Raw genomic sequence first — 24,263 nt, forward strand, 5'->3', positions numbered from 1 at the left:
CCATCGCGAGCAGGCTCGCTCCCACAGGGGATCGGCTGTGTACACGGATTTTGTGACCCGCCGAGATTCATTGTGGGAGCGAGCCTGCTCGCGATAGGGCCCTTGAAGTCACCGCCGGACCCGGCTCATCCGCTTGGTCAGGAACCCAAACATCTCCTGCCGCATCGCCAGCACTTCATTGGCCAGGTGATGCCGGCCCTCGGGCAGCATCAACACTTGGGGCCGGTCGAATTTGCCGCGCAGCACTTGCAGATTGTGTTTCCAATCCACCGTCATGTCCGCCTGTCCCTGCACGATCAGCGGCTGGCGCGGGCTGCTCGGAGCGGCTTCGATACGCTTGATCCAGCGCCCCAGTGCGCCCACCCAGGCGGTAGGCAGGCGTAGCGGTTGCAGCGGGTCGGCTTGCAGGAACGGCAGGAACTGCGGATCGGTGGAGTTTTCGCTGAAGCGCCGGGCGATGCCGGTCACGAAGGGCTTGAGCAGGTAATAACTCAGCCGTGACCAGCCCCAGGCCCGAGGGCGCACCAGGGGCGACAACAGGATGACCTGGCCCTGGGCCGGGCTGCTCGCCCCTTGGTTGAGCACATGATCGACCACGATGGCGCCGCCGGTGCTTTGTCCGCAGAGGTGCCAGGGCTGTGGCAGGTCCAGCGTCCCGGCCTCAGCCAGCAGCTTCTGCAGCGTGGCCTGGTACTCGGCGAAATCACCGATGCTGGCGCGTTCGCCGCTGGACAACCCATGGCCCGGAAGGTCGCAGGCGATCACCGCGAACTGCTGCTCCAGCGCCCACTCGATCAGGTGCCGGTAAAGCCCCATGTGATCGTAGTAACCGTGGAACAGGAATAACGTCGCCACGGCTTTTTCCGGCCACCAGACCTGGCCGACCAATTCATACCCCTCGATTTCGAAACGCCCAAGGCCCTTGCGCAAGGTCCGCTGGGGGAAATCCAATCCGTAGAAACGCTGATAGGCCTGCGCCTGCGCAGACAACGGTTGCCACTGGGCCAACGGTTGCAAGCTGGCACGCAGGCGATCGGGGTCGAAAGTGGCAGGCATCGATATTTCCAGGCAAATGCGCAAGGCGCGAAACAGACTTTGTAGACCTGCGATATTCATCTGTCGCGACAGGCATGGCAAGCTAGGCGGCTTAAGAGGATGAATCCATGCGCCCGTCCCACCGCACAACGCTGCTTGCCGGTCTGCTTGCCCTTGGGTGCGCCGCCGTATTGTGGATCGCCTACGACTGGTTCCAGGGACGTTTCCTGCGCGCTTTCAGCCAACACACGGCGGTATTTTCCGGCGACCCTCTGCGCCTGCCGCCCGAGCTGGCAGGGCCCGGCCCGATCCGCCTGGTGCACTTCTGGGATCCGGCCTGTCCGTGCAACGTCGGCAATCAGCAGCACCTGTCCGAACTGGTCGACAAATATGCCCCACAAGGTGTCGAGTTTTATGCGATACAGAAAAGCGGCACTCAAGGCCAGCTACCGGCCACACTGAGCACCCTCAAGCCGCTTCCGGCATTGCCCGGCTCGGAGCAGATTCCCGCCAGCCCCGCCGTGGCGATCTGGAATCGCACCGGCGAACTGGCTTACTTCGGTCCCTACAGCGAAGGCTTGACCTGTAATTCGAGCAACAGCTTCATCGAACCGATTCTGGAGGCCTTGAACGTCGGACGCGCGGTCAATGCCACCCACACACTGGCGGTAGGCTGTTATTGTCCGTGGGGCAAGGATGCATCATCCAAATAAGGGAACACCATGAAACGCAGCCTCATTGCCTTTCTGTCATTGGTCGTCACCGCCATCATCGTCACCGGCGGTTATCTCTACAGCAAGCAGCCCACCCGCCAGGGCACAGTGCAGTTGCAGGGGCTGCAAGGCTCGGGGACCGTGCGCTACGACGAACGCGGCGTGCCCCATATCCGCGCCGAGAACGAAACCGACCTGTACCGTGCGCTGGGTTATGTCCATGCCCAGGACCGGTTGTTCCAGATGGAGATCATGCGTCGCCTCGCCCGTGGTGAGCTCGCCGAGGTGCTGGGGCCGAAACTGCTCGACACCGATAAACTGATGCGCAGCCTGCGTATCCGCGAGCGCGCCGCCCGCTACGTGGCGGAACAGGACCCACAATCTCCGGCCTGGATCGCGATGCAGGCTTATCTCGACGGCATCAACCGTTACCAGGACAGCCACGCCCGGCCAGTGGAATTCGATGTCCTGGGCATCCCCAAGCGCCCGTTCACCGCTGAAGACACGGTAAGCATTACCGGTTACATGGCCTACAGCTTCGCCGCCGCCTTTCGTACCGAACCGCTGCTGACCTACGTGCGCGATCAACTGGGCGCTGATTACTTGAACATATTCGACCTCGACTGGCAGCCCAAGGGTGTGCTGGGCGAGCACCACAAGACCGCCCTGCCCCTGGCCGACGCCGATTGGAAAGGCCTCGACGCCCTGGCCCGTTTGAGCGAACAGGCCCTGGTCGGGAGCGGCCTGCCACAATTCGAAGGCAGCAACGCCTGGGCCGTTGCCGGCAGTCATACCCGCAGCGGCAAACCTTTGTTGGCGGGGGATCCGCACATCCGCTTTTCCGCCCCCTCGGTGTGGTACGAGGCCCACCTTTCGGCACCGGGCTTCGAACTCTACGGGCACTACCAGGCATTGTTGCCGTTTGCGACGCTGGGCATGAACAAGGATTTCGGCTGGAGCATCACCATGTTCCAGAACGACGACCTGGACCTGATTGCCGAGAAGATCAACCCGGACAACCCCGAACAGGTCTGGTATCGCGACCAATGGGTGGACATGACCCGCAGCGAACAGCAGATCGCGGTAAAGGGCCAGGCACCGGTAACGCTGGTACTGCGCCAGTCACCCCATGGCCCGATCGTCAACGATGTGCTCGGCGCCAATGCCGGTCACACGCCGATTGCCATGTGGTGGGGCTTCCTGGAAAGCCGTAATCCGATCCTCGAGGCCTTCTACCAGCTCAACCGTGCCGACACACTGGCCAAGGCGCGCGGAGCGTCAGCCAAGATCCACGCACCGGGGCTGAATATCGTCTGGGCCAATGCCAAGGGTGATATCGGCTGGTGGGCCGCAGCCCAACTGCCCAAACGGCCGGCGGGAGTGAAGCCCGGCTTCCTGCTCGATGGCAGCAGCCCAGAGGCTGAGAAGGAAGGCTTCTACCCTTTCAGCAACAATCCCCAGGAAGAGAACCCTGCCCGCGGCTATATCGTTTCGGCGAATGTCCAGCCGGTTTCACCCGGTGGTATCGAGATTCCGGGCTACTACAACCTCCCCGACCGTGGGCAGCAACTCAATCTCCAGCTCAGCGACAAACAGGCAAAGTGGGACATCGAAACCGCCCGCAAACTGCAACTGGGCACCACCACCGCCTATGGCCCGCGCTTGCTGGCACCTTTGCTGCCGGTGTTGAGGAACGTGGTCAGCGATCCGCAGGAACGCAAGTGGGTGGAACAACTGGCGCAGTGGCAGGGTGATTACCCTCTGGATTCCGTCAGCGCCACGCTGTTCAACCAGTTCCTGTTCAACCTGGCGGATGCCGCCCTGCACGATGAACTGGGGGACGGTTTTTTCGACACCGCCCTGTCCACCCGAGTGATCGACGCCGCACTGCCGCGCCTGGCCGCCTCGGCGGATTCGCCCTGGTGGGACGATCGCACAACCCTGAGCAAGGAAACCCGTAGCGACATCGTCAAAACAGCCTGGAACAAGAGCCTGGCGCACCTGAAGACCACCTTCGGTGACGATGCCACGCAGTGGCAATGGGGCAATGCCCATACCCTCACACACGGGCACCCATTGGGCATGCAAAAACCGTTGGACCGGATCTTCAATGTCGGCCCGTTCGCCGCACCCGGCACCCATGAAGTGCCCAACAATCTTTCCGCCAGGATCGGCCCGGCTCCCTGGCCGGTCACCTACGGCCCGTCCACCCGGCGCATCATCGATTTCGCCGACCCGACCCACAGCGTCACCATCAACCCGGTCGGCCAGAGCGGCGTGCCGTTCGACAAGTATTACGCTGACCAGGCCGAGGCCTACATCGAGGGCTTGTATCACCAGGCGCACCTGGCCGAGGAAGAAGTGACCGCCAACACCCATGACACCCTGAAGCTGTTGCCGGCCAGGGCAGCGCCCTGAGTCGGCCGGCCTTCAATTTTTTCCGTCACCGACAGGCTTGATCGGCATTGTTGGTCAAGACTACAGAGGGTTCCTCTCCGTCCACCCCCAATGGAGTCATCGCGATGTTCAATAACTGGTCCGAACTGCTGCCCACCATCAAGAGCGCCTTTGGTGCCCTGGGCAAGAGCAACCCGAAAATGGTCAAGGCCTACATGGCCCTGGATGAAGCCGCGGCCGAGAACGACGTGCTCGATGCCAAGACTCGGGAGCTGATTTCCATCGCCGTGGCGATCACGACCCGCTGCGACGGTTGCATCGGCGTGCACACCGACGCCGCCATCAAGGCCGGTGCCACCCGCGAAGAAATCGCCGCGACCCTGGCTACCGCAGTGTCCTTGAATGCCGGCGCGGCCTACATCTACTCGCTGCGAGCGCTGGAAGCCCATGACACGCTGAAGAAATGACCTAGGCCATTGCTGCGAAATTGAGTCTGAACTGTTGCGGCGTCACGCCCAGCCTGCGATTAAAGACATTGCGCATGTGTTGAGCATCGCGAAAGCCGCATTGCCAAGCCACGGTCTTGAGCGGGGCCCGGGTGCTTTCCAGTATTACGCGCGCTGCGTCTACCCGGGCCCGCTCGACGAATTCCGCCGGGGTGACCTTGGCCTCCCGAGTGAACACCCGGGAAAAGTTGCGCTGGCTCATGTTCGCGGCATTGGCCAGGTCGGCGAGTCCCAAGTCACCGTTCAGGTTCGCCAGCACATAGGCCTGGACCCGGGCCACGGCAGACGTCGGCGCGGCATGGGGCGCAAGAAAAGGACTGAACTGCGATTGCCCGCCTGAACGCTGGGTAAATACCACCAGCCGCTTGGCTACGCTCAACGCCACGTCCGCCCCATGATCCTGCGCCAGCAGGAACAACGACAGATCGATCCCTGCGGTGACACCGGCCGAGGTATAAAGCGCGCCGTCCTGCATGTACAGGCGATCCGCTTCGACCCGGGTCGAAGGACACAATTGCGCCAGCGCCCCGGCATCGCCCCAATGGGTGGTGACGGTCCGCCCCTCCAGCAAACCGGCCCGGGCGAGCATGAACGCGCCGTTGCAGATCGAGCCAAAGCGCCGCGCCCGCCCACAGGCCCCACGTAACCAGGCATCGAACGTCGCGCCGAAATCCATGAACGGCAAATGCGGCCCGCCCGCCACCAACAGCAGGTCATACGCCTGTGTAGCTTCACTGAATTGACGATGGGCATTGAGGGACAGACCGTTGGAACAGGGAACCGCCCCCGGCTCGATCCCGATGACCTCAAGCCGATAGTGATCCTCCGGCGCCAGGAACCGATTGGCCTCACAGAACACGTCCATGGGACCGCTCACGTCCAGCGACTGGACGCCAGCGAATACCACGACCGCAACTGTTTTTTCCATGGGTGCCTGCTTGCCTTCGAGTTGAACGGGATCACAGCCTACGCTAGCCAATCCATCAGCAGGACGCCACCTGGCACGAAACCGAGGTTCATTGGCATGGATCGCAGCCACGGGGAGATTGTTGCCGTGTATCCCGGCGACCAGACTTGTACCCTCGGCGCCGCCCTGGCGCATCGTCAAGAGGAGAGCAGCATGAACAGCATCGCCGGCGTCAAGATCCCCGACAGCACCCTTGCCCGCGCCACTACCGAATACATCCGCGACGTTGAGTCCGATCTGCTGTACCACCATTCCCGGCGGGTATTTCTGTTCGGCGCCTTGAGCGGCCAGCGTCGGCAATTGGCCTACGAGCCGGAGTTGCTGTACGTCGGTGCGATGTTCCATGACATTGGCCTGGTGGAAGGCCATCGCAGCGACGATGAGCGCTTTGAAGTGGATGGTGCAAATGCTGCCGCAGCGTTTCTCAAACCCTATGGGCTGAGTGATGACGATATCGAACAGGTGTGGCTGTCCATCGCCCTGCATACCACGCCGGGCATACCGAAACACCTGCGTCCTACCGTCGCCCTGGTGACCGCCGGGGTGGAGATGGATGTATTGGGCATGGACTACGCCGCCTTCCCGGCAGCGCATCGCGAAGCCGTGGTGCATGCCCATCCACGTGGGGAGGGGTTCAAGGAGTGCATCATCTGCGCATTCGCCAACGGCTTGCGGCATCGCCCGCAGACGACCTTCGGCAATGTGAAGACCGATGTCCTGATGGATCAGGAGCCGGGGTTCAAACCGACGAACTTCGTGGAAATCATCCGCACATCCCCTTGGAACTCATGAGCCCTGTGGGAGCGAGCCTGCTCGCGATGACGGATGGACAATCGACATTTTCGTCGACTGTCACACCGCCTTCGTGAGCAGGCTCGCTCCCATAAGGCCTGCGTGCGGTCAGACTGGCTCAGCCACCGCCCGGCGGACTTCCGGCTGCTTCCAGGAGTCGGCGGCGCTTTCTTCGATAGCTTGCTGGATCGCCCGCTTGCGGTTTTCTTCAGCGCGGCGGCTGAAGTACCAGACCAGGAAGGTCACCAGCGACACCGCCAGCAAGATCAGGCTCGCCACGGCGTTGATCTCCGGCTTCACGCCCAGGCGCACCGCCGAGAACACTTCCATCGGCAAGGTCGTCGACCCGGGGCCCGACACGAAGCTCGCCAGTACCAGGTCATCCAGCGACAGCGCGAACGACATCATGCCCCCCGCCGCCAGCGATGGCGCGATCATCGGGATGGTGATCAGGATGAACACCTTCCACGGCCGTGCACCGAGGTCCATGGCCGCTTCTTCGATGGACAGGTCCAGCTCACGCAAGCGTGACGAGACCACCACCGCCACATAGGCCGCGCAGAACGTGGTGTGGGCAATCCAGATCGTGACGATGCCACGCTCCTGAGGCCAACCGATCATCTGCGCCATGGCCACGAACAGCAGCAACAGCGACAGACCAGTGATCACTTCCGGCATCACCAGCGGCGCGGTGACCAGGCCACCAAACAGCGTGCGACCCTTGAAGCGGGTGATGCGGGTCAGCACGAAGGCCGCCAGCGTACCCAGGGCCACCGCGGCCACCGCCGTGTAGCAGGCGATTTCCAGCGAACGCACCACCGAGCCCATCAATTGGGTGTTGTCCAACAGGCCGACGTACCACTTGATCGACCAGCCGCCCCACACCGTCACCAGTTTCGAGGCGTTGAACGAATAGATCACCAGGATCACCATCGGCGCATAGATGAACAGCAATCCCAGCACCAGCATCAGGCTTGAAAAACTGAAGCGCTTCATTCCTTGCCCTCCATTTCTTTGGCCTGACTACGGTTGAACAGGATGATCGGCACGATCAGGATCGCCAGCATCACCACCGCCAGGGCGGACGCCACCGGCCAGTCACGGTTATTGAAGAATTCCTGCCACAGCACTTTACCGATCATCAGGGTTTCCGGGCCGCCCAGCAGTTCCGGGATCACGAACTCGCCCACCACCGGGATGAACACCAGCATGCAGCCGGCGATGATGCCGTTCTTGGACAACGGCACGGTGATTTTCCAGAAGCTGTTGAAGGTGCTCGAACCCAGGTCGGAGGCAGCCTCCAGCAGGCTGGGGTCATGTTTGACCAGGTTGGCGTACAGCGGCAGGATCATGAATGGCAGGTACGAATAGACCACGCCGATATAGACCGCCAGGTTGGTGTTGAGGATCTGCAGCGGTTCGCTGATCCAGCCCATGCTCATCAGGAAGCCGTTGAGCAGGCCGTTGTTGCTGAGGATGCCCATCCACGCGTAGACGCGGATCAGGATCGCGGTCCAGGTCGGCATCATGATCAGCAGCACCAGTACCGTCTGCGTCTCTTTGCGCGCATTGGCGATGGCGTAGGCCATCGGGTAGCCGATCAGCAGGCACAAGGCGGTGCTGATCAGGGCCATTTTCAGCGAGCCCAGGTACGCGGCGATGTACAGCTCGTCCTCGCTGAGCATCGCGTAGTTGGCGAGATTGAGCAGGATTTGCAGCTTCTGGTCGACGTAGCTATAGATCTCGGTGTACGGCGGAATGGCCACGTCGGCTTCGGCAAAGCTGATCTTCAGGACGATGAAGAACGGCAGCATGAAGAACAGGAACAGCCAGATGAAGGGCACCCCGATGACCAGTTGACGGCCACCGGGCGTTATTCGATCCAGTCGGCGTTTGAATTTGCGCATGTTCATGAGCGAAGCACCACGCCGCTGTCATCTTCCCACCAGACGAACACCTGGTCGCCCCAGGTCGGACGCTGGCCACGGCGCTCGGCGTTGGCGACGAACGACTGCACCAGCTTGCCGCTCGGCAGTTCGACGTAGAACACCGAGTGTCCACCCAGGTAGGCGATGTCATGGACCTTGCCGCTGGACCAGTTGTGCTCGCAGGTCGGTTGTTCGGCGGTCACCAGCAATTTTTCCGGGCGAATGGCGTAGGTCACCGACTTGTCCTGCACCGAAGTGCTGATGCCGTGGCCCACGTAGATGTTGCGGTCCAGGTCCTTGCAGGTCAGTACCGCGTGGCCCTCGGCGTCGTCCACCACTTCGGTTTCGAAGATGTTGACGTTGCCGATGAACTCGCAGACCAGGCGGCTGGTCGGGGTTTCGTAGATATCGATCGGGCTGCCGATCTGGGCGATCCAGCCCAGGTGCATGATCGCGATACGCTCGGCCATGGTCATGGCCTCTTCCTGGTCGTGGGTCACCATGACGCAGGTCACGCCGACTCGCTCGATGATCTCGACAAGCTCAAGCTGCATCTGCGAGCGCAGCTTCTTGTCCAGAGCACCCATCGGTTCGTCGAGCAGCAACAGCTTCGGACGCTTGGCCAGGGAACGGGCCAGGGCCACGCGCTGACGCTGGCCGCCGGAGAGCTGGTGCGGCTTGCGCTTGGCGTACTGGCTCATCTGTACCAGCTTGAGCATTTCGGCCACACGGGCTTCGATGTCGGCCTTCGGGATCTTGTCCTGTTGCAGGCCGAAGGCGATGTTCTGCGCCACGGTCATGTGCGGGAACAAGGCATAGGACTGGAACATCATGTTGATCGGCCGCTCATAGGGCGGCATGTCGGTGATGTCCTCACCGTCGAGAAAAATCCGCCCCTCCGTGGGCCGCTCGAAGCCGGCAAGCATGCGCAGCAAGGTGGATTTGCCCGAACCCGAACCGCCGAGCAAGGCGAAGATTTCGCCTTTCTTGATTTCCAGGGACACATCGTCCACGGCAATCGTCTCGTCGAACTTCTTCGTGACCCGGTCGATTTTGACCAGCACCTGCTTGGGTGTCTGGTCGCCCTCGAGGGCTTTCTTATAGGCGCCGGAGGCAACAGCCATTTACGAAACTCCCACAGAATTTACAGTTCGCCCCATGCGGGCGAACCTTGGTTAGAGCGGTTATTTACCCGACTTGACCTTGGTCCAGCTGCGGGTCATCAGTCGTTGAATCTTGGGCGGCAACTCGGAGTTGACGTAGAGCTTGTCGACGACCGCTTGCGGTGGGTAAACCGCCTCGTCGGTACGGACTTTCTGATCCATCAGCTCGCCAGCCTTTGGGTTCGGGTTGGCATAACCGACGGTGTCGCTGACCTGGGCGATCACCTCAGGCTTGAGCAGATAGTTGATGAATGCATGGGCTTGCTTGACGTTGGTGGCGTCGCGCGGGATCGCCAGCATGTCGAACCAGAGGTTGCCGCCCTCCTTGGGAATCACGTAGGCAATCTCGACACCCTTGCCGGCCTCGCTGGCACGTGAGCGGGCCTGGAAGATATCGCCGGAGAAACCGGCCGCCACGCAGATCTCGCCGTTGGCCAGATCGGAGATGTACTTGGAGGAGTTGAAGTAGGTCACGTAAGGCCGGATCTTGAGGAGCTGGGCCTCGGCCTTCTTGTAATCTTCAGGGTCTTCGCTGTTGGGATTCAGGCCCAGGTAATTGAGCATCGCCGGGATCATCTCGTCTCCCGAGTCGAGGAACGAGACGCCGCAACTGGAGAGTTTCTTGATGTTCTCCGGCTCGAACAGCATGGCCCACGAATCGATCTTGTCGACACCCAGGACCGCCTTGATCTTCTCGACGTTGTAGCCGATACCGTTGGTGCCCCACAGGTAGGGCACCGCGTACTGGTTGCCTGGATCGTTACGCTCCAGGCGCTTGAGCAGCGCAGGGTCGAGATTGGCATAGTTGGACAACTGCGCCTTGTCGAGCTTCTGGAAGGCCCCGGCCTTGATCTGCTTGCCCAGGAAGTGGTTGGACGGCACCACCACGTCGTAGCCGGTACGACCGGCCAGCAACTTGCCCTCCAGGGTTTCATTGGAATCGAACACGTCGTAGACCGGCTTGATCCCAGTGGCTTTTTCGAAATCCGCCAGGGTGGTCTCACCGATATAGTCCGACCAGTTATAAATATGCACGGTGGAAGCAGCCTGGACGCTGACCGCGAGCGTCAGGCCTGCACCGACCAGCAAGGCGTTGCGTAACAAAGAAAAGACTGGCACGTGGAGGTCCTCTTAAATAGTCGGGCCCAAGTTGCCCCCGTTACCTGGCCGCGCTGGGCCCTGCAACAAAACCGGCGCGCAACTTACCCTCGATAAACCGATCCAGCAAAACTTTTAGTTATTTAATTGTTCCTGTTGCCGCCGCCGCGATGACCGCGACAACAGGAAAATGCCTCAGGCCGGTTTATTTACCGGATTTGATCTTGGTCCAGCTGCGGGTCAGGAGCCGCTGCGTGGCCGGCGGCAAGTCGCTGATCGCGTAGAGCTTGGCTTTCACGGCGTCCGACGGATAGATGTTCGGGTCACCGGAGATTTCCTTGTCCACCAATGGCGTCGCTGCCTTGTTGCCGTTCGGGAAGCGTACGTTGTCAGTGATCTCAGCCATGATTTCCGGCTGCATCAGGAAGTTCATGTACTTGTAGGCAGCCTCGACGTTCTCGGCATCCTTTGGAATAGCGACCATGTCGTAGAACGAACCGGCGCCTTCTTTTGGAATGGCGTAGGCCACCTTCACCTTGCCACCCGCTTCGGCCGCACGGGACTTGGACTGCTCGATATCACCCGAGTAACCCACGGCCACGCAGATGTTGCCGTTGGCCAGGTCGGAGATGTACTTGGACGAATGGAAATAGCTGATCGAAGGACGGATCTTGAGGAACAGCGCCTCGGCGTCAGCCAATTGTTTCTTGTCCTGGCTGTCGGTCGGGTAGCCCAGGTAGTGCAACGCCACCGGGATCATTTCGGTCGGCGAATCGAGGAAGCTCACGCCGCAGCCCTTGAGCTTGGCGATGTTTTCCGGCTTGAGCAGGGTGTCCCACGAGTCGATCTTGTCGACGCCCAATGCCGCCTTGACCTTCTCGGGGTTGTAGCCGATGCCGATGGTGCCCCACATATAAGGGAAGGCATGCTGGTTACCCTTGTCGCTGGCATCGCCCACGGCCTTGAGCAGGTCGGTGTCGAGGTTTTTCCAGTTCGGCAACTTGGACTTGTCCAGTGGCTGGTAGACGCCGGCCTTGATCTGCTTGGCCAGGAAGTTGTTCGACGGTACCACGATGTCATAGCCCGACTTGCCGGCCAGCAACTTGGCTTCCAGCGTCTCGTTGCTGTCGAACACGTCGTAGACCACTTTGATCCCCGACTCTTTCTCGAACTTGGCGACCGTGTCCGGTGCGATGTAGTCGGACCAGTTATAGACGTGCAGCACTTTATCGTCCGCCTGAACGGCACTCGCCATCACGCCCATCAGGGACATGGCGAGGAGGGTCTTGCCAGCTATCTTCATACCTATTGCCTTCATGGATGATGCTCCAGTTATTCTTTTTAGCCACAGTTCAGCAGCCGGCTCGCGGGCAACTTGAACAACGGTAGTCTGGCAAGTTACAGGGCTGGCTTTCAACACAAGCCCGACCTTTTGTTCAGACTGGGCGAGGCCCTTGGGAGCGCCTCGCACAGAGCCTAGCACTTAGCCTTGCAACGCACTGAGGGTCAGGTCCAGGCACTGCCGTGCCTTGGTCACCAGCTCATCCACCTCGGCCTTGCTGATCACCAGCGGCGGCGCAATGATCATGGTGTCGCCGACGGCACGCATGATCAGCCCGTTATCGAAGCAGAACTGCCGGCAGATCATGCCTACGCCCTTGCCTTCGTAGCGCTGGCGCGTGGCCTTGTCCCGGACCAGCTCGATTGCCCCCAGCAGACCGACACCGCGCACCTCACCCACCAGCGGGTGGTCGTTCAGTTCCCTCAGACGTTTCTGCAAATAGGGTGCCGTTTCGCTGCGGACCCGCTCGATAATCTTTTCTTCCCGCAGGATACGGATGTTTTCCAGGGCCACCGCGGCGGCCACCGGGTGACCGGAATAGGTGAAACCGTGATTGAAATCACCGCCTTCGTTGAGCACCTCGACCACGTCATCACGCACGATCAGGCCGCCCATGGGGATGTAACCAGACGTCAGGCCCTTGGCGATGGTCATCAGGTGCGGCTTCAACCCGTAGAAGTCGGTACCGAACCACTCACCGGTGCGACCGAAGCCGCAGATCACCTCGTCGGCCACGAACAGGATGTCGTACTTGGCGAGGATCTCCTTCATGCGGGGCCAGTAGCTGTCCGGTGGCACGATCACGCCGCCCGCGCCCTGGATCGGTTCGGCGATGAAAGCACCGACGTTGTCCACGCCGATCTCCAGGATCTTCTCTTCCAGTTGATTGGCCGCCCACACGCCGAACTCCTCCGGGCTCATGTTGCCGCCTTCGCCGTACCAGTAAGGCTGGGCGATGTGGACGATGCCCGGGATCGGCAGGTCGCCCTGCTCGTGCATATAAGTCATGCCACCCAGGCTCGCGCCGGCCACGGTGGAGCCGTGGTAACCGTTCTTGCGGCTGATGATGACCTTCTTGTTCGGCTGGCCCTTGATCGCCCAGTAGTGGCGGACCATGCGCAGCATGGTGTCGTTGCCTTCAGAGCCGGAACCGGTGAAGAACACATGGTTCATGCCTTCAGGGGCAATGTCGGCGATGGCTTTGGACAACTCCAGCGCCGGCGGGTGGGCAGTCTGGAAGAACAGGTTGTAGTACGGCAACTCACGCATCTGCTTGCTGGCGGCGTCGGCCAGCTCATCGCGGCCGTAGCCGACGGCCACGCACCAGAGGCCGGCCATGCCATCGAGAATCTTGTTGCCTTCACTGTCCCAGAGATAGACGCCCTTGGCGTGGGTGATGATGCGCGGGCCTTTCTCTTTGAGCTGCTTGAAATCGCTGAACGGGGCCAGGTGATGATCGCTGCTCAGGGCCTGCCATTCACGGGTTTGCGGGTTGTTGCCGGTCATGCGAATTCTCCTTTATATCGATGGGGGCGAGGCTGCCGGAGGCAACCCCGCCCGGCGCCTCAGACGGCAAAAAGCAGGAATTCCCGCTCCCATGAACTGATGACGCGCTTGAAGTTTTCATGCTCGGCCCGCTTGACTGCGACGTAGCCCGTGATGAATTTCTTGCCCAGGTACTTCTCGATGGTGCTGCTGTTTTCCATGCGTTCCAGGGCGTCTTCGATGGTCAGCGGCAAGCGCAGGTTGCGACGCTCGTAACCACGCCCTACCACCGGTGCGCTCGGATTGATGCCTTCGACCATGCCGATGAAGCCGCACAACAGGCTGGCGGCAATCGCCAGGTATGGGTTGGCGTCGGCACCCGGCAAGCGGTTTTCCACCCGGCGGTTCTGTGGCCCGGCATCCGGCACCCGCAGGCCCACGGTACGGTTCTCCTCACCCCACTCCACGTTCACCGGCGCCGACGTGTCCGGCAGGAAGCGACGGAACGAGTTGACGTTGGGGGCGAACAGCGGCAGCAGCTCGGGAATGAATTTCTGCAGGCCACCGATGTGATGCAGGAACAGCTCGCTCATGGTCCCGTCTTCATTGGAGAAAACGTTCTTGCCGGTCTCCTTGTCGATGATGCTCTGGTGCAGGTGCATCGCACTGCCGGGCTCGCCGGTCATGGGCTTGGCCATGAAGGTCGCGGCTACGTTGTGCTTGAGCGCCGCCTCGCGCATGGTGCGCTTGAACACCAGGATCTGGTCAGCCAGGGACAGCGCATCACCGTGACGGAAATTGATTTCCATCTGCGCCGTGCCGTCCTCGTGGATCAGGGTATCGAGGTCCAGCTCCTGCAACTCGCACCAGTCGTAGACGTCTTCGAACAGCGGGTCGAATTCGTTGGCCGCTTCAATAGAGAAAGACTGGCGCCCGGTTTCCGGACGGCCGGAACGGCCTACGGGCGGTTGCAGCGGGAAGTCCGGGTCGTCGCTGCGCTTGGTCAGGTAGAACTCCATTTCCGGCGCGACAATCGGCTGCCAGCCCTTGTCGGCATAGAGCTTGAGCACCTTCTTGAGCACGTTGCGCGGCGACAGCTCGATGGGGTTGCCCTGCTTGTCGTAGGAGTCGTGGATCACCTGGGCGGTGGGCTCGATGGCCCAGGGCACGAGGAACACTGCGTTTTCGTCCGGGCGGCACATCATGTCGATGTCGGCAGGGTCGAGCAGTTCGTAATAGATGTCGTCTTCGACATAGTCGCCCGTAACGGTCTGGAGCAGGACGCTCTCGGGCAGGCGCATGCCTTTTTCGGCAATGAACTTGTTGGTCGGCGAGATCTTGCCCCGGGTAATGCCGGTCAGGTCGCCAATCATGCATTCGACTTCTGTGATCTTATGGTTTTTCAACCAATCGGTGAGCTGGTCGAGGTTGTTACTCATAAATGCCTCTAGGCGTGAGTTTCCTGGCTGCTTTCAGTAGCCAGGCGTTGTTTGACGCATCGGCGTCGCGTTGTGTTGCCCTTGCCCAACCATCGGCTGGAAAAAGGTTCTAAAGTTGAAGGAGAGCCGCTAAAGGGAAATTCGTCCAGGGCGTCCAGAATATTGGACGAAGATGACGACTGATCCGCCGGGAGCGACATCAGCATGGACAGGCACTTGGCGGCCCTCGTCATGGCCGGGGAGCAGATGTCGCCACTGATGCGATGAGCATTGCGACGAGCATGCCAACCGATCTGCTGGAACAGTTGGTGAGGCCGTTGGTACGGCAGGCGAGACATGAAGCACCCCGGTATTATTGCTGTTATGGGTTTGAATCGAGCTTAGCCTTGTTCATTTTTTTACACAACACCCCCGTAAAAAATACAACACGGCCCGCTCAAGCTTGCGGGCGCCAAGTCCCTCAAAGGGAAAAAAACGCCCCAAACTGCCTCAAAAAAGCCCCCCAGGTGCTTTTTTAGGGCAAAAAAGGCCCTGCTTGACTTCGGCATGCCGTTCGGGTTGACTGGCTTTCGAAGAGATCAATGATTGATATTTTTAACAACAAAGGTGTTGCATCATGTCGGTACCCCCGCGTGCCGTTCAGCTTAACGAAGCGAACGCGTTCCTTAAGGAACATCCTGAGGTTCTGTACGTTGACCTTCTGATTGCGGATATGAATGGTGTGGTGCGCGGCAAGCGCATCGAACGCACCAGCCTCCACAAGGTTTACGAGAAAGGCATCAACCTGCCGGCCTCCCTGTTTGCCCTGGATATCAATGGTTCGACGGTGGAAAGCACCGGCCTGGGCCTGGACATCGGCGACGCCGATCGGATCTGCTATCCAATCCCGGGCACCCTTTCCAACGAACCCTGGCAGAAGCGCCCTACCGCGCAACTGCTGATGACCATGCACGAACTGGAAGGCGAGCCTTTCTTCGCCGACCCTCGCGAAGTCCTGCGCCAGGTCGTGACCAAGTTCGACGAGCTGGGCCTGACCATCTGCGCGGCATTCGAGCTGGAGTTCTACCTGATCGACCAGGAGAACGTGAATGGACGTCCACAACCGCCTCGCTCGCCGATCTCCGGTAAACGCCCGCACTCGACTCAGGTCTACCTGATCGACGACCTGGACGAATACGTCGACTGCCTCCAGGACATCCTGGAAGGTGCCAAGGAGCAAGGCATTCCCGCCGACGCCATCGTCAAGGAAAGTGCCCCGGCGCAGTTCGAAGTGAACCTGCACCACGTCGCCGACCCGATCAAGGCTTGCGACTATGCGGTACTGCTCAAGCGCCTGATCAAGAACATCGCCTACGACCATGAAATGGACACCACCTTCATGGCCAAGCCGTATCCGGGCCAGGCAGGCAATGGTCTGCACGTTCACATTTCGATTCTGGACAAGGATGGCAAGAATATCTTTGCCAGCGAGGATCCCGAGCAGAACGCCGCGCTGCGTCACGCGATCGGCGGTGTGCTCGAGACCCTGCCCGCGCAGATGGCGTTCCTCTGCCCGAACGTGAACTCCTACCGTCGCTTCGGCGCACAGTTCTATGTGCCGAACTCGCCGACCTGGGGCCTGGACAACCGCACCGTGGCCCTGCGCGTACCCACCGGCTCCGCCGACGCCGTACGCCTGGAACACCGCGTGGCGGGTGCCGATGCCAACCCATATCTGCTGATGGCCGCCGTACTGGCGGGCGTGCATCATGGCCTGGTCAACAAGATCGAGCCGGGCGCACCGGTGGAAGGCAACAGCTACGAGCAGAACGAGCAAAGCCTGCCGAACAACCTGCGCGATGCCCTGCGCGAGCTGGACGACAGCGAAGTCATGGCCAAGTACATCGATCCGAAGTACATCGATATCTTCGTGGCCTGCAAGGAAAGCGAGCTGGAAGAGTTCGAACACTCCATCTCCGACCTTGAGTACAACTGGTACCTGCATACCGTTTAAGCGGTTGCAGTAAAAAGAAACGCCGCCGCCCTCAGGGCCGCGGCGTTTTTTTATGGCCGCCTCCGGCGGATCGCGAGCAGGCTCGCTCCCACAGGGTATTGAGTGCTTCGCCAAAGATCCCTTGTGGGAGCGAGCCTGCTCGCGATGGCGGCCGGGCAGACAACCCACGTCCCTGCTCGTACAATGCCCGGCAGTCCCGCAGGAGCCACCCATGACACGCACCGCCACCCCTCGTAAACCTCGCGCACGCAGCCAGGCCCGGATCGACTCGATCCTCGATGCCGCCCGCACGCTGCTGGCGACGGAAGGCGTGGCCAGCCTGTCGATCTACAGCGTGGCCGAGCGCGCCGAGATCCCGCCCTCCTCCGTGTATCACTTTTTCGCCAGCGTTCCAGCCCTGCTCGAAGCGCTCACCGCCGATGTCCACGCCGCCTTCCGCGCCTGCCTCCAGGCACCGATCGATCACGACGCGCTGCACCATTGGCACGATCTGTCGCGGTTGGTGGAACAGCGCATGCTGACGATCTACGACCAGGACGCCGCCGCCCGCCAGTTGATCCTGGCCCAGCATGGGCTGACCGAAGTCACCCAGGCCGACCGCCAGCACGACCTCGAACTCAGTGAGCTGATGCACAAAGTCTTCTCCCGGCATTTCGAACTGCCGACACTGCCCAATGACGTCGACGTCTTCGCCCTCGCCATGGAGCTGGGCGACCGGGTCTACGCCCGCTCGGTGCAACAACACGGCCAGATCACCCCGCGCATGGCCGAAGAAGGCATGCGGGTGTTCGATGCGTACCTGGGGTTGTACCTGCCTCCGTATCTGCCCAAGCGCGAAGCGGTCTGATCTCAGACTTTCATACGCATGGCCCCCATTGCGCCTAGAGCGAGATCCAGCTCGGCGCCATTCAGGTGGCAACCGTAATGGGCGCCAAGCTCATCTTCCCAGTCGATCACTTCGTCCAGGACATTGGCTGCCTGCTCGGGCGTCAAGGCGAAGTGCTTACAGTGGCTGAGCAGGTTTTCGCGGGTGATAGCTCGTCCACTCCGACCGACCGCCATCGAAAGATAGGGCGGCGAAGAACCATCGAGTCCTGGCACCACGTCGTACATCGGCGCCAACCGCCATCGCCCTTTGAGCCAAAGGATTGCATGGTTTTTCGGATGATCGTCGTCATTGCCAACCAACGCGTTAAAACACATGCGCTTGAATAGCTCACGCAAGTCGTCATCAGGGACTCCCCGCCGCTTCATTTCATTCGCAAGCCCGGCATAAACCCAGGCGCTGCGATCATTGGATTGCCAATCGGCATCCAGCAATGTCAACCCACTCAGCATTGGTATGCGGCGCCCGGCTTCGGCGATTGGAAAACGATCGAATCGTTTGACCAGCAGTGTTGAGGGTGTGCCAGCATATAGCGCAGTTTTCGCGACATTCAGCCCCTTGGATGCCGCGAACGTCATACAAGCATGCTCCATGGCCGGAACATCACAGGTGTCATAGCGATCCCGGGGTTTGGCCAGAATGAACACGCCCTCATCCTGCAACGTTCGCTTCGGTCTTGCGCCCCCCAGAGAGGAGCGTTGCTTACGCAACTGGAGGGTCCTGATTGCCTCATCATCCAACTGGTTATCGAAGATGGCGTCGGCCGCCTCGATAAACGCAGCGAGGCCTTTCAAGGAAGGCAGCGCTTCCTGGCCGACACCATGGGGCGGATGACGAGTTGCACCGGCCATCAGATTGCCTGCGCGATCGTTGTTCGGTGACTTGAGTAAATACCCGACAGGGCTCAGATCCGTTCGATGAAGGTCCCGCAAAACGCGTTCCCCCCAACCATCAGGCATTGCATCGTTGATGAAACCCGGTACGCCACGGTTAGCGGTGATGCCAACAAAGGGTTGGACACGAAGTGGATAACGGATCGGGTCAGGTACCCAGACATGGCCGGCGACATAATCGGGGTCGTAAATAAACTCCCCTTGACCATTCTCGATGCTCAACCGGCCCAGTGTATGAACCTCTCCAGTCTCGGGATCTTCCACATAGATGTAAGCCCTGGGCATCAAAAGTCCCCCTTGCCACCGGCCAGCCGCACGCGGGCTTTGTGTGGTGCTTGAACGGACGCAAGGGATGAGGCTTCGATTTGCTGGCGGCTCTGAAACACTTCCTGGGTCAACCCCAATTGCCACAGAACCAGCATGAATGATCGCAATTCCACGGACGGGTCACCGGCCTCAATCTTGCGTACCGTCCTTTCCGAAACGGCCAATGACGCGGCGAGATCTTTTTGTCGCTGTCGGTTTTGCAGGCGCCTGCTTTTTACCAATACCCCAATGGCGTGGAGGCTGTCGGCACAGTCAATAGGGAAAAACTCATTCATAAACGGCGCTCAAAGGCTGCTAAGGCATGCTAAAGCGAACTATAGCACCGCTTAAATGCAATAGACGTTAAAGAAGCACAGGGATTAACATCCTTATAAGTCTCTTTAGCCAATATAAAGCGCATTTAAATACCTTTTATAATCATTTCTACGCTCTGCCTGGGAACGGAGCCAGAGACGCTCCGAGCCCTAAAGACTCGAACACAGAGTGTCCGTAGCGCACGCCCAAACAAAGAGCGTGGGAACGAGCCCCAAAAGGCCAATGCCATTCGGGGCATCGGGTGCACACCGTTCACAATTTGGCGATAGACACCTCCGTGGATTTGACGAAGGCGATCACTTCGCTGCCGATCGCCAGTTCCAGCTCCTTGACCGAACGGGTGGTGATGACCGAGGTGACGATGCCGGAGGCGGTCTGGACGTCGATTTCCGAGAGTACGTCGCCTTCGACGATTTCCTTGATGATGCCTTTGAACTGGTTACGCACGTTGATGGCTTTGATGGTCATGGTGTCGATTCCTATCTGGGTGGTGTTATTGCGCCCAACGCAGTTGCGTGGGCAAGGGTGAAACGGGTTCGGGTTCCGGCGGTTGGCCGGGCAGGGACAGCACGCGGTTGAGGACTTCGGTCTCCAGGGTCGCCAGGCGATGGGAGCCGCGAACCCGCGGGCGTGGCAGGTCGATGGGCAAGTCGAGACCGATCCGGCCGTCTTCGATCAGGATCACCCGGTCGGCGATTGCCACCGCTTCGCTGACGTCGTGGGTCACCAGCAGCACGGTAAAGCCGTGTTGCTGCCACAGACGTTCGATCAGTTGCTGCATCTCGATGCGGGTGAGGGCGTCGAGCGCTCCCAGGGGTTCGTCGAGCAGCAACAGGCGCGGCCGATGAATCAACGCGCGGGCCAGGGCCACCCGCTGTTTCTGGCCGCCGGACAACGCCGCCGGCCACTCATCGGCACGGTCGGCCAGACCGACGGCGTCCAGCGCCTGTAACGCCTGGACTCGCCAGTTGCCTTTGAGCCCCAGGCCGACGTTGTCGATGACCTTTTTCCAAGGCAACAGGCGCGCTTCCTGGAACATCAAGCGGGTGTCCTGTTGCGCAGCGCTCAACGGCGCCGAGCCTGCCAGCAGTTGACCATCCGAGGGCTGATCGAGACCGGCCAACAAGCGCAACAAGGTGCTTTTACCGCAGCCGCTGCGACCGACCACTGCCACGAATTGTCCAGCGGGGATGTGCAAGTCGATGTCCCGCAGCACCTGGCGCGAGCCGAAGGTTCTCTGCAGTTTGCGCACGGCCAGCGGAATGCCTTGTAACAGGCGCGGGGGTTGTTGGGCGGTCATGGGGCATTCCCCTTGTTCACCTGATACGCCGGATGCCAGCGTAGCCAGACTCGCTCAAGCCCGCGGGCCGCAAGGTCGGCCAGCTTGCCGAGTACGGCGTACAACAGAATCGCCAACACCACCACGTCAGTCTGCAGGAACTCCCGGGCGTTCATCGCAAGGTAGCCGATGCCGGAGCTGGCGGAGATGGTTTCCGCAACGATGAGCGTCAACCACATGAAGCCCAACGCAAACCGTACCCCCACCAGGATCGAAGGCAACGCGCCGGGCAGGATCACCTGGCGAAACAGACTGAAGCCGGACAAACCGTAGCTGCGGGACATTTCCACCAGCGCCGGATCAACATTGCGGATGCCGTGGTAGGTGTTGAGGTAGATCGGAAATAGCGTGCCAAGCGCCACCAGGAAAATCTTCGCCGACTCATCGATGCCGAACCACAAGATCACTAATGGAATCAACGCCAGGTGCGGCACGTTTCGCACCATCTGCACCGAACTGTCCAGCAGGCGCTCGCCCCATTTCGACAGACCGGTGATAAAGCCCAGCACCAGCCCGATACTCCCGCCGAGCAGGAAACCAACCGTCGCCCGCCAACCGCTGATCGCCAGGTGGGTCCAGATCTCCCCGCTGCGCACCAGGCTGACCCCGGCCTCGATCACGGCCACCGGGGCAGGCAGGATTCGCGTGGACAACCATCCCGCCGATACCGACAGTTGCCACACGGCCAGCAATAGCAGCGGCAGTGCCCAGGGTGTCAGGTTGTGGATAAGTTTCTTCATGGCCGCCTCAGCTCTGGGATGCGGCTTTAGGGAGGATGTCATTGGCGACCATTTCCCCGAACGGGCTCACATAGCCCTGGCTTTTCGGCTGCTCCGGGCGCTCCACGTCCAGGTGTGGAAACAACAGCTCCGCCACGCGATACGACTCTTCGAGGTGTGGATAACCGGAGAAAATAAAGGTGTCGATCCCTAGTTCAGCGTATTCCTTGACCCGCGCCGCCACCGTCGGGCCATCGCCCACCAGCGCTGTACCGGCACCGCCACGCACCAGCCCGACGCCGGCCCAGAGGTTGGGGCTGACTTCCAGCTTGTCACGCCGCCCCCCATGCAGCGCGGCCATGCGTTGCTGGCCCACCGAGTCGAAGCGCGCCAAGGAAGCCTGAGCGCGGGCGATGGTGTCGTCGTCCAGATGGGAGATCAACCGATTGGCGGCCTGCCAGGCCTCGGCATTGGTTTCGCGCACGATCACGTGCAGGCGAATGCCGAAGCGCACGGTACGACCGAGCTTCGCGGCCTTGGCACGCACCTGTTGGATTTTCTCTGCCACGGCGGCGGGTGGCTCGCCCCAGGTCAGCACCATTTCCACCTGCTCGGCAGCGAGGTCCTGGGCCGCCTCCGATGAGCCGCCGAAATACAGTGGCGGACGCGGCTGCTGGATGGGCGGATAGAGCAGTTTGGCGCCCTTCACACTGATGTGTTCGCCGTCGTAATCCACGGTCTCGCCTTCCAGCACACGACGCCAGATGCGGGTGAATTCAACCGACGCCTGGTAGCGCGCCTCGTGATCCAGGAACAGGCCATCACCGGCCAGTTCTTCTGGATCACCGCCGGTCACCAGGTTGAACAGCGCCCGTCCGCCGGACAACCGATCCAGGGTCGCGGCCTGACGCGCCGCGACCGTTGGAGAAATAATCCCGGGGCGCAAGGCAACGAGGAACTTCAAGCGTTGGGTCACCGGAATCAACGAAGCGGCCACCAGCCAGGAGTCTTCGCAGGAACGGCCGGTTGGGATCAGCACGCCGCCGAAACCCAGCCGATCCGCCGCCTGGGCGACCTGTTGCAAGTATCCGTGATCGACGGCACGGGCGCCTTCGGCGGTGCCCAGATAATGGCCATCGCCATGGGTGGGCAGGAACCAGAAAATATTGAGGCTCATGGAGTGGTCTCCTAAGGGGTCGGATTACTGCGCTTTCGCAACGGTTGCTGGCGGCGTCCAGATCACGTCCCGGATGCTCAAGGGCTTGGGGATCAGCTTGAGTTGATAGAAGGTGTCGGCAATTTTCTGCTGCGCCGCGACCACCTCAGGCGTGAGGAACGAGGCTCCGAAACCCTGGCGCTTCATTGACGTCAGGGTGACCGGCTCAGGTAGACCGAGCAGCGGCGACACCTGACGGGTCACGTCTTCGGGGTTGGCCTTGGACCACTCCCCCACTGCACGCACTTCCTCCACCAGGGCGGCGATGACCTGCGGATTTTTTTGCGCATAGGGTCGGGTAGAGAGGTAGAACTGATGGTTGTCGACGATGCCTTTGCCATCGCGCAGGGTGCGCGCCTGCAATTGTTGTTCGGCGGCAGCCTGGTACGGATCCCAGATGACCCAGGCATCGACGCTGCCCCGCTCGAACGCGGCACGGGCATCGGCCGGCGGCAGGAACACGGTGTGGATATCGGTATATGCGAGGCCGGCATCCTCCAGCGCCCGCACCAGCAGGTAATGGACATTGGAGCCTTTGTTCAGAACGACTTTCTTGCCCTTGAGGTCCTGCACCGAGTGGATCGGCGAGTCCTTGGGTACCAGGATGGCCTCACTGTTGGGGGCCGGCGGTTCGTAGGCGACATAGAGCAGATCGGCACCTGCAGCCTGGGCGAACACCGGAGGGGTTTCACCCGTCACGCCAAAATCGATGGAGCCAACGTTCAGGCCCTCAAGCAATTGCGGGCCGCCGGGGAACTCGGTCCATTGCACGTCCACGCTTTGGGCAGCGAGGCGCTTTTCCAGCGTGCCTTTGGCTTTGAGCAACACCAAGGTGCCGTATTTCTGATAACCGATCCGCAAGGTCTCGGCTTGAACCTGGGTAATGACGCCGAAGGACACAGCCGCAGCAAACAGAGCGACCAGCCCGCGACGCAAAATGACAGAGCGCATGGCGCTTCTCCTTTTTGCTGTGGGGTTTGGCTGCACCTGCTGGGCCGTTGGCGGCTGAGTAAGGTGAGTTGAATCAGAGGTATTGGGGTTCAGATACTCCAGCGAGCACTCAATAGACGTTCGTTCAACACGCTGGGCTCCAACGGCTTGGGTCGACGGGCCATGGCGCTGAAAAACTGCTCCAGCGCCTCATTCAGCCGCTGCTGCAGGGCCGGCACCAACTGCGCCTGGGCGCCACCTTCGCCATAGGCGATCTGGCTGTCTTCGGCAAAAATCCCCTGGAGCATTTCCTGGGCCTTGAGCGCCGACAGCACCGGTTTGAGGGCGTAATCCACCGCCAGCATGTGGGCGATACTGCCGCCAGTCGCCATGGGCAATACGACCTTATGGCTCAGTGCACGCTCGGGCAGCAGGTCCAACACAGTCTTCAACGCACCGGAAAAAGACGCCTTGTAGACAGGTGTGGCGATCAGCAGGCCATCGGCATTCTCGATCTGCTGGAGCAGGTCGATAACCTTTGGGCTGTCGAAGCGGGCATGGAGCAGATCTTCGGCCGGAAAATCGCGCACCTGATAGCTCACCACTTCCACACCGTGTTGCTGCAACCAGCGTTGCGAGCGTTCCAGCAGTACCTCGGAGCGGGAGCGCTGGCTGGGACTGCCACCGAGTGAGACGACCAACATGCCTGCCATTCCTTTAACGTTCTGTGCGATTCGCAGTAGGCGATCTCGCTGGATGGGTCAAACCATAGCAGGGGCT

At 60.8% G+C, this 24,263-nt stretch carries 23 protein-coding genes; 6 read left to right on the forward strand and 17 right to left on the reverse strand.

What is annotated here, in order from left to right; all coding sequences use genetic code 11:
- Nucleotides 1–108: 108 nt before the first annotated feature.
- Entirely contained in the window at nucleotides 109–1,056 is a 948-nt protein-coding gene (gene bipL / locus PCOSP_RS27625) for a phospholipase BipL (protein WP_139640950.1), read from the reverse strand.
- A 107-nt stretch (nucleotides 1,057–1,163) separates the two neighbouring features.
- Here bipL and PCOSP_RS27630 point away from each other — a divergent pair, with 107 nt between their 5' ends.
- The 3 genes from PCOSP_RS27630 to PCOSP_RS27640 all read left to right on the forward strand — a co-directional run bounded on the left by PCOSP_RS27630 (nucleotide 1,164) and on the right by PCOSP_RS27640 (nucleotide 4,612).
- Nucleotides 1,164–1,748 carry a DUF6436 domain-containing protein gene (locus PCOSP_RS27630; RefSeq protein ID WP_464709911.1) on the forward strand — a complete coding sequence of 195 codons (585 nt, stop codon included), beginning with the start codon at nucleotides 1,164–1,166 and terminating at the stop codon, nucleotides 1,746–1,748.
- A 9-nt stretch (nucleotides 1,749–1,757) separates the two neighbouring features.
- Nucleotides 1,758–4,166, forward strand: a complete 2,409-nt coding sequence (locus tag PCOSP_RS27635) for a penicillin acylase family protein (RefSeq protein WP_464709912.1) — start codon at nucleotides 1,758–1,760, stop codon at nucleotides 4,164–4,166.
- Nucleotides 4,167–4,270: 104 nt separating this feature from the next.
- Nucleotides 4,271–4,612 (forward strand): carboxymuconolactone decarboxylase family protein, encoded by a 342-nt coding sequence (locus PCOSP_RS27640; protein ID WP_139640956.1) that lies wholly within the window; start codon nucleotides 4,271–4,273, stop codon nucleotides 4,610–4,612.
- A 1-nt stretch (nucleotide 4,613) separates the two neighbouring features.
- On the opposite strand, the gene PCOSP_RS27645 is transcribed toward PCOSP_RS27640, so the two are convergent.
- Complete coding sequence (locus tag PCOSP_RS27645) at nucleotides 4,614–5,579, reverse strand: GlxA family transcriptional regulator (RefSeq protein WP_139640958.1); 966 nt, start codon at nucleotides 5,577–5,579, stop codon at nucleotides 4,614–4,616.
- A gap of 192 nt (nucleotides 5,580–5,771) precedes the next feature.
- On the opposite strand from PCOSP_RS27645, the gene PCOSP_RS27650 reads away from it, so the two are divergent.
- On the forward strand, nucleotides 5,772–6,410 hold the full coding sequence (locus PCOSP_RS27650; RefSeq protein WP_139641641.1) for an HD domain-containing protein: 639 nt from the start codon (nucleotides 5,772–5,774) through the stop codon (nucleotides 6,408–6,410).
- A gap of 108 nt (nucleotides 6,411–6,518) precedes the next feature.
- Here the strand turns inward: PCOSP_RS27650 and PCOSP_RS27655 are convergent, their stop codons facing one another.
- The 7 genes from PCOSP_RS27655 to PCOSP_RS27685 all read right to left on the reverse strand — a co-directional run bounded on the left by PCOSP_RS27655 (nucleotide 6,519) and on the right by PCOSP_RS27685 (nucleotide 14,865).
- Complete coding sequence (locus tag PCOSP_RS27655; protein ID WP_139640959.1) at nucleotides 6,519–7,406, reverse strand: ABC transporter permease subunit; 888 nt, start codon at nucleotides 7,404–7,406, stop codon at nucleotides 6,519–6,521.
- A complete protein-coding gene (locus PCOSP_RS27660) occupies nucleotides 7,403–8,323 on the reverse strand; it encodes an ABC transporter permease subunit (protein ID WP_139640961.1) in 921 nt (306 codons plus the stop codon). Before PCOSP_RS27660 ends, PCOSP_RS27655 begins: the two co-directional genes overlap by 4 nt.
- Nucleotides 8,320–9,462 (reverse strand): ABC transporter ATP-binding protein, encoded by a 1,143-nt coding sequence (locus PCOSP_RS27665; protein ID WP_139640963.1) that lies wholly within the window; start codon nucleotides 9,460–9,462, stop codon nucleotides 8,320–8,322. The genes PCOSP_RS27660 and PCOSP_RS27665 overlap by 4 nt, the downstream gene beginning before the upstream one ends.
- Before the next feature lie 60 nt (nucleotides 9,463–9,522).
- Nucleotides 9,523–10,620 (reverse strand): polyamine ABC transporter substrate-binding protein, encoded by a 1,098-nt coding sequence (locus tag PCOSP_RS27670; protein ID WP_175362762.1) that lies wholly within the window; start codon nucleotides 10,618–10,620, stop codon nucleotides 9,523–9,525.
- Nucleotides 10,621–10,804: 184 nt separating this feature from the next.
- A complete protein-coding gene (locus PCOSP_RS27675) occupies nucleotides 10,805–11,902 on the reverse strand; it encodes a polyamine ABC transporter substrate-binding protein (RefSeq protein ID WP_139641643.1) in 1,098 nt (365 codons plus the stop codon).
- A 180-nt stretch (nucleotides 11,903–12,082) separates the two neighbouring features.
- Nucleotides 12,083–13,447, reverse strand: coding sequence for an aspartate aminotransferase family protein (locus PCOSP_RS27680; RefSeq protein ID WP_139640967.1), 1,365 nt, complete (start codon nucleotides 13,445–13,447; stop codon nucleotides 12,083–12,085).
- Nucleotides 13,448–13,506: 59 nt separating this feature from the next.
- The gene (locus PCOSP_RS27685) at nucleotides 13,507–14,865 is read right to left on the reverse strand and encodes a glutamine synthetase family protein (protein ID WP_024780478.1); all 1,359 of its coding nucleotides are present in this window, start codon (nucleotides 14,863–14,865) and stop codon (nucleotides 13,507–13,509) included.
- A gap of 616 nt (nucleotides 14,866–15,481) precedes the next feature.
- Between PCOSP_RS27685 and PCOSP_RS27690 the strand changes: the two genes are divergently transcribed.
- Together PCOSP_RS27690 and PCOSP_RS27695 are read left to right on the forward strand one after the other, a co-directional pair.
- On the forward strand, nucleotides 15,482–16,858 hold the full coding sequence (locus PCOSP_RS27690; protein WP_024780479.1) for a glutamine synthetase family protein: 1,377 nt from the start codon (nucleotides 15,482–15,484) through the stop codon (nucleotides 16,856–16,858).
- Between the two features lie 211 nt (nucleotides 16,859–17,069).
- The gene (locus PCOSP_RS27695; RefSeq protein WP_139640968.1) at nucleotides 17,070–17,705 is read left to right on the forward strand and encodes a TetR/AcrR family transcriptional regulator; all 636 of its coding nucleotides are present in this window, start codon (nucleotides 17,070–17,072) and stop codon (nucleotides 17,703–17,705) included.
- Between the two features lie 2 nt (nucleotides 17,706–17,707).
- Here PCOSP_RS27695 and PCOSP_RS27700 read toward each other — a convergent pair whose 3' ends face one another.
- The 8 genes from PCOSP_RS27700 to ssuE all read right to left on the reverse strand — a co-directional run bounded on the left by PCOSP_RS27700 (nucleotide 17,708) and on the right by ssuE (nucleotide 24,187).
- Nucleotides 17,708–18,922: a type II toxin-antitoxin system HipA family toxin gene (locus PCOSP_RS27700; RefSeq protein WP_464709914.1), complete on the reverse strand. Its 1,215-nt coding sequence runs from the start codon at nucleotides 18,920–18,922 to the stop codon at nucleotides 17,708–17,710.
- Entirely contained in the window at nucleotides 18,922–19,239 is a 318-nt protein-coding gene (locus tag PCOSP_RS27705; protein ID WP_053190584.1) for a helix-turn-helix domain-containing protein, read from the reverse strand. Before PCOSP_RS27705 ends, PCOSP_RS27700 begins: the two co-directional genes overlap by 1 nt.
- 292 nt (nucleotides 19,240–19,531) lie before the next feature.
- Nucleotides 19,532–19,747, reverse strand: coding sequence for a TOBE domain-containing protein (locus PCOSP_RS27710; protein ID WP_024780485.1), 216 nt, complete (start codon nucleotides 19,745–19,747; stop codon nucleotides 19,532–19,534).
- A gap of 25 nt (nucleotides 19,748–19,772) precedes the next feature.
- Nucleotides 19,773–20,579: an aliphatic sulfonates ABC transporter ATP-binding protein gene (ssuB, locus tag PCOSP_RS27715; protein WP_175362765.1), complete on the reverse strand. Its 807-nt coding sequence runs from the start codon at nucleotides 20,577–20,579 to the stop codon at nucleotides 19,773–19,775.
- Nucleotides 20,576–21,358: an aliphatic sulfonate ABC transporter permease SsuC gene (gene ssuC / locus PCOSP_RS27720; protein WP_139640972.1), complete on the reverse strand. Its 783-nt coding sequence runs from the start codon at nucleotides 21,356–21,358 to the stop codon at nucleotides 20,576–20,578. Before ssuC ends, ssuB begins: the two co-directional genes overlap by 4 nt.
- Before the next feature lie 7 nt (nucleotides 21,359–21,365).
- Nucleotides 21,366–22,514 carry an FMNH2-dependent alkanesulfonate monooxygenase gene (gene ssuD / locus PCOSP_RS27725; RefSeq protein ID WP_139640974.1) on the reverse strand — a complete coding sequence of 383 codons (1,149 nt, stop codon included), beginning with the start codon at nucleotides 22,512–22,514 and terminating at the stop codon, nucleotides 21,366–21,368.
- Between the two features lie 24 nt (nucleotides 22,515–22,538).
- Nucleotides 22,539–23,504, reverse strand: coding sequence for a sulfonate ABC transporter substrate-binding protein (locus PCOSP_RS27730; protein WP_464709915.1), 966 nt, complete (start codon nucleotides 23,502–23,504; stop codon nucleotides 22,539–22,541).
- Between the two features lie 89 nt (nucleotides 23,505–23,593).
- Nucleotides 23,594–24,187: an NADPH-dependent FMN reductase gene (gene ssuE / locus PCOSP_RS27735; protein ID WP_464709917.1), complete on the reverse strand. Its 594-nt coding sequence runs from the start codon at nucleotides 24,185–24,187 to the stop codon at nucleotides 23,594–23,596.
- Nucleotides 24,188–24,263 lie beyond the last annotated feature (76 nt).

It is taken from the genome of Pseudomonas sp. MAFF 730105 (assembly GCF_055380705.1).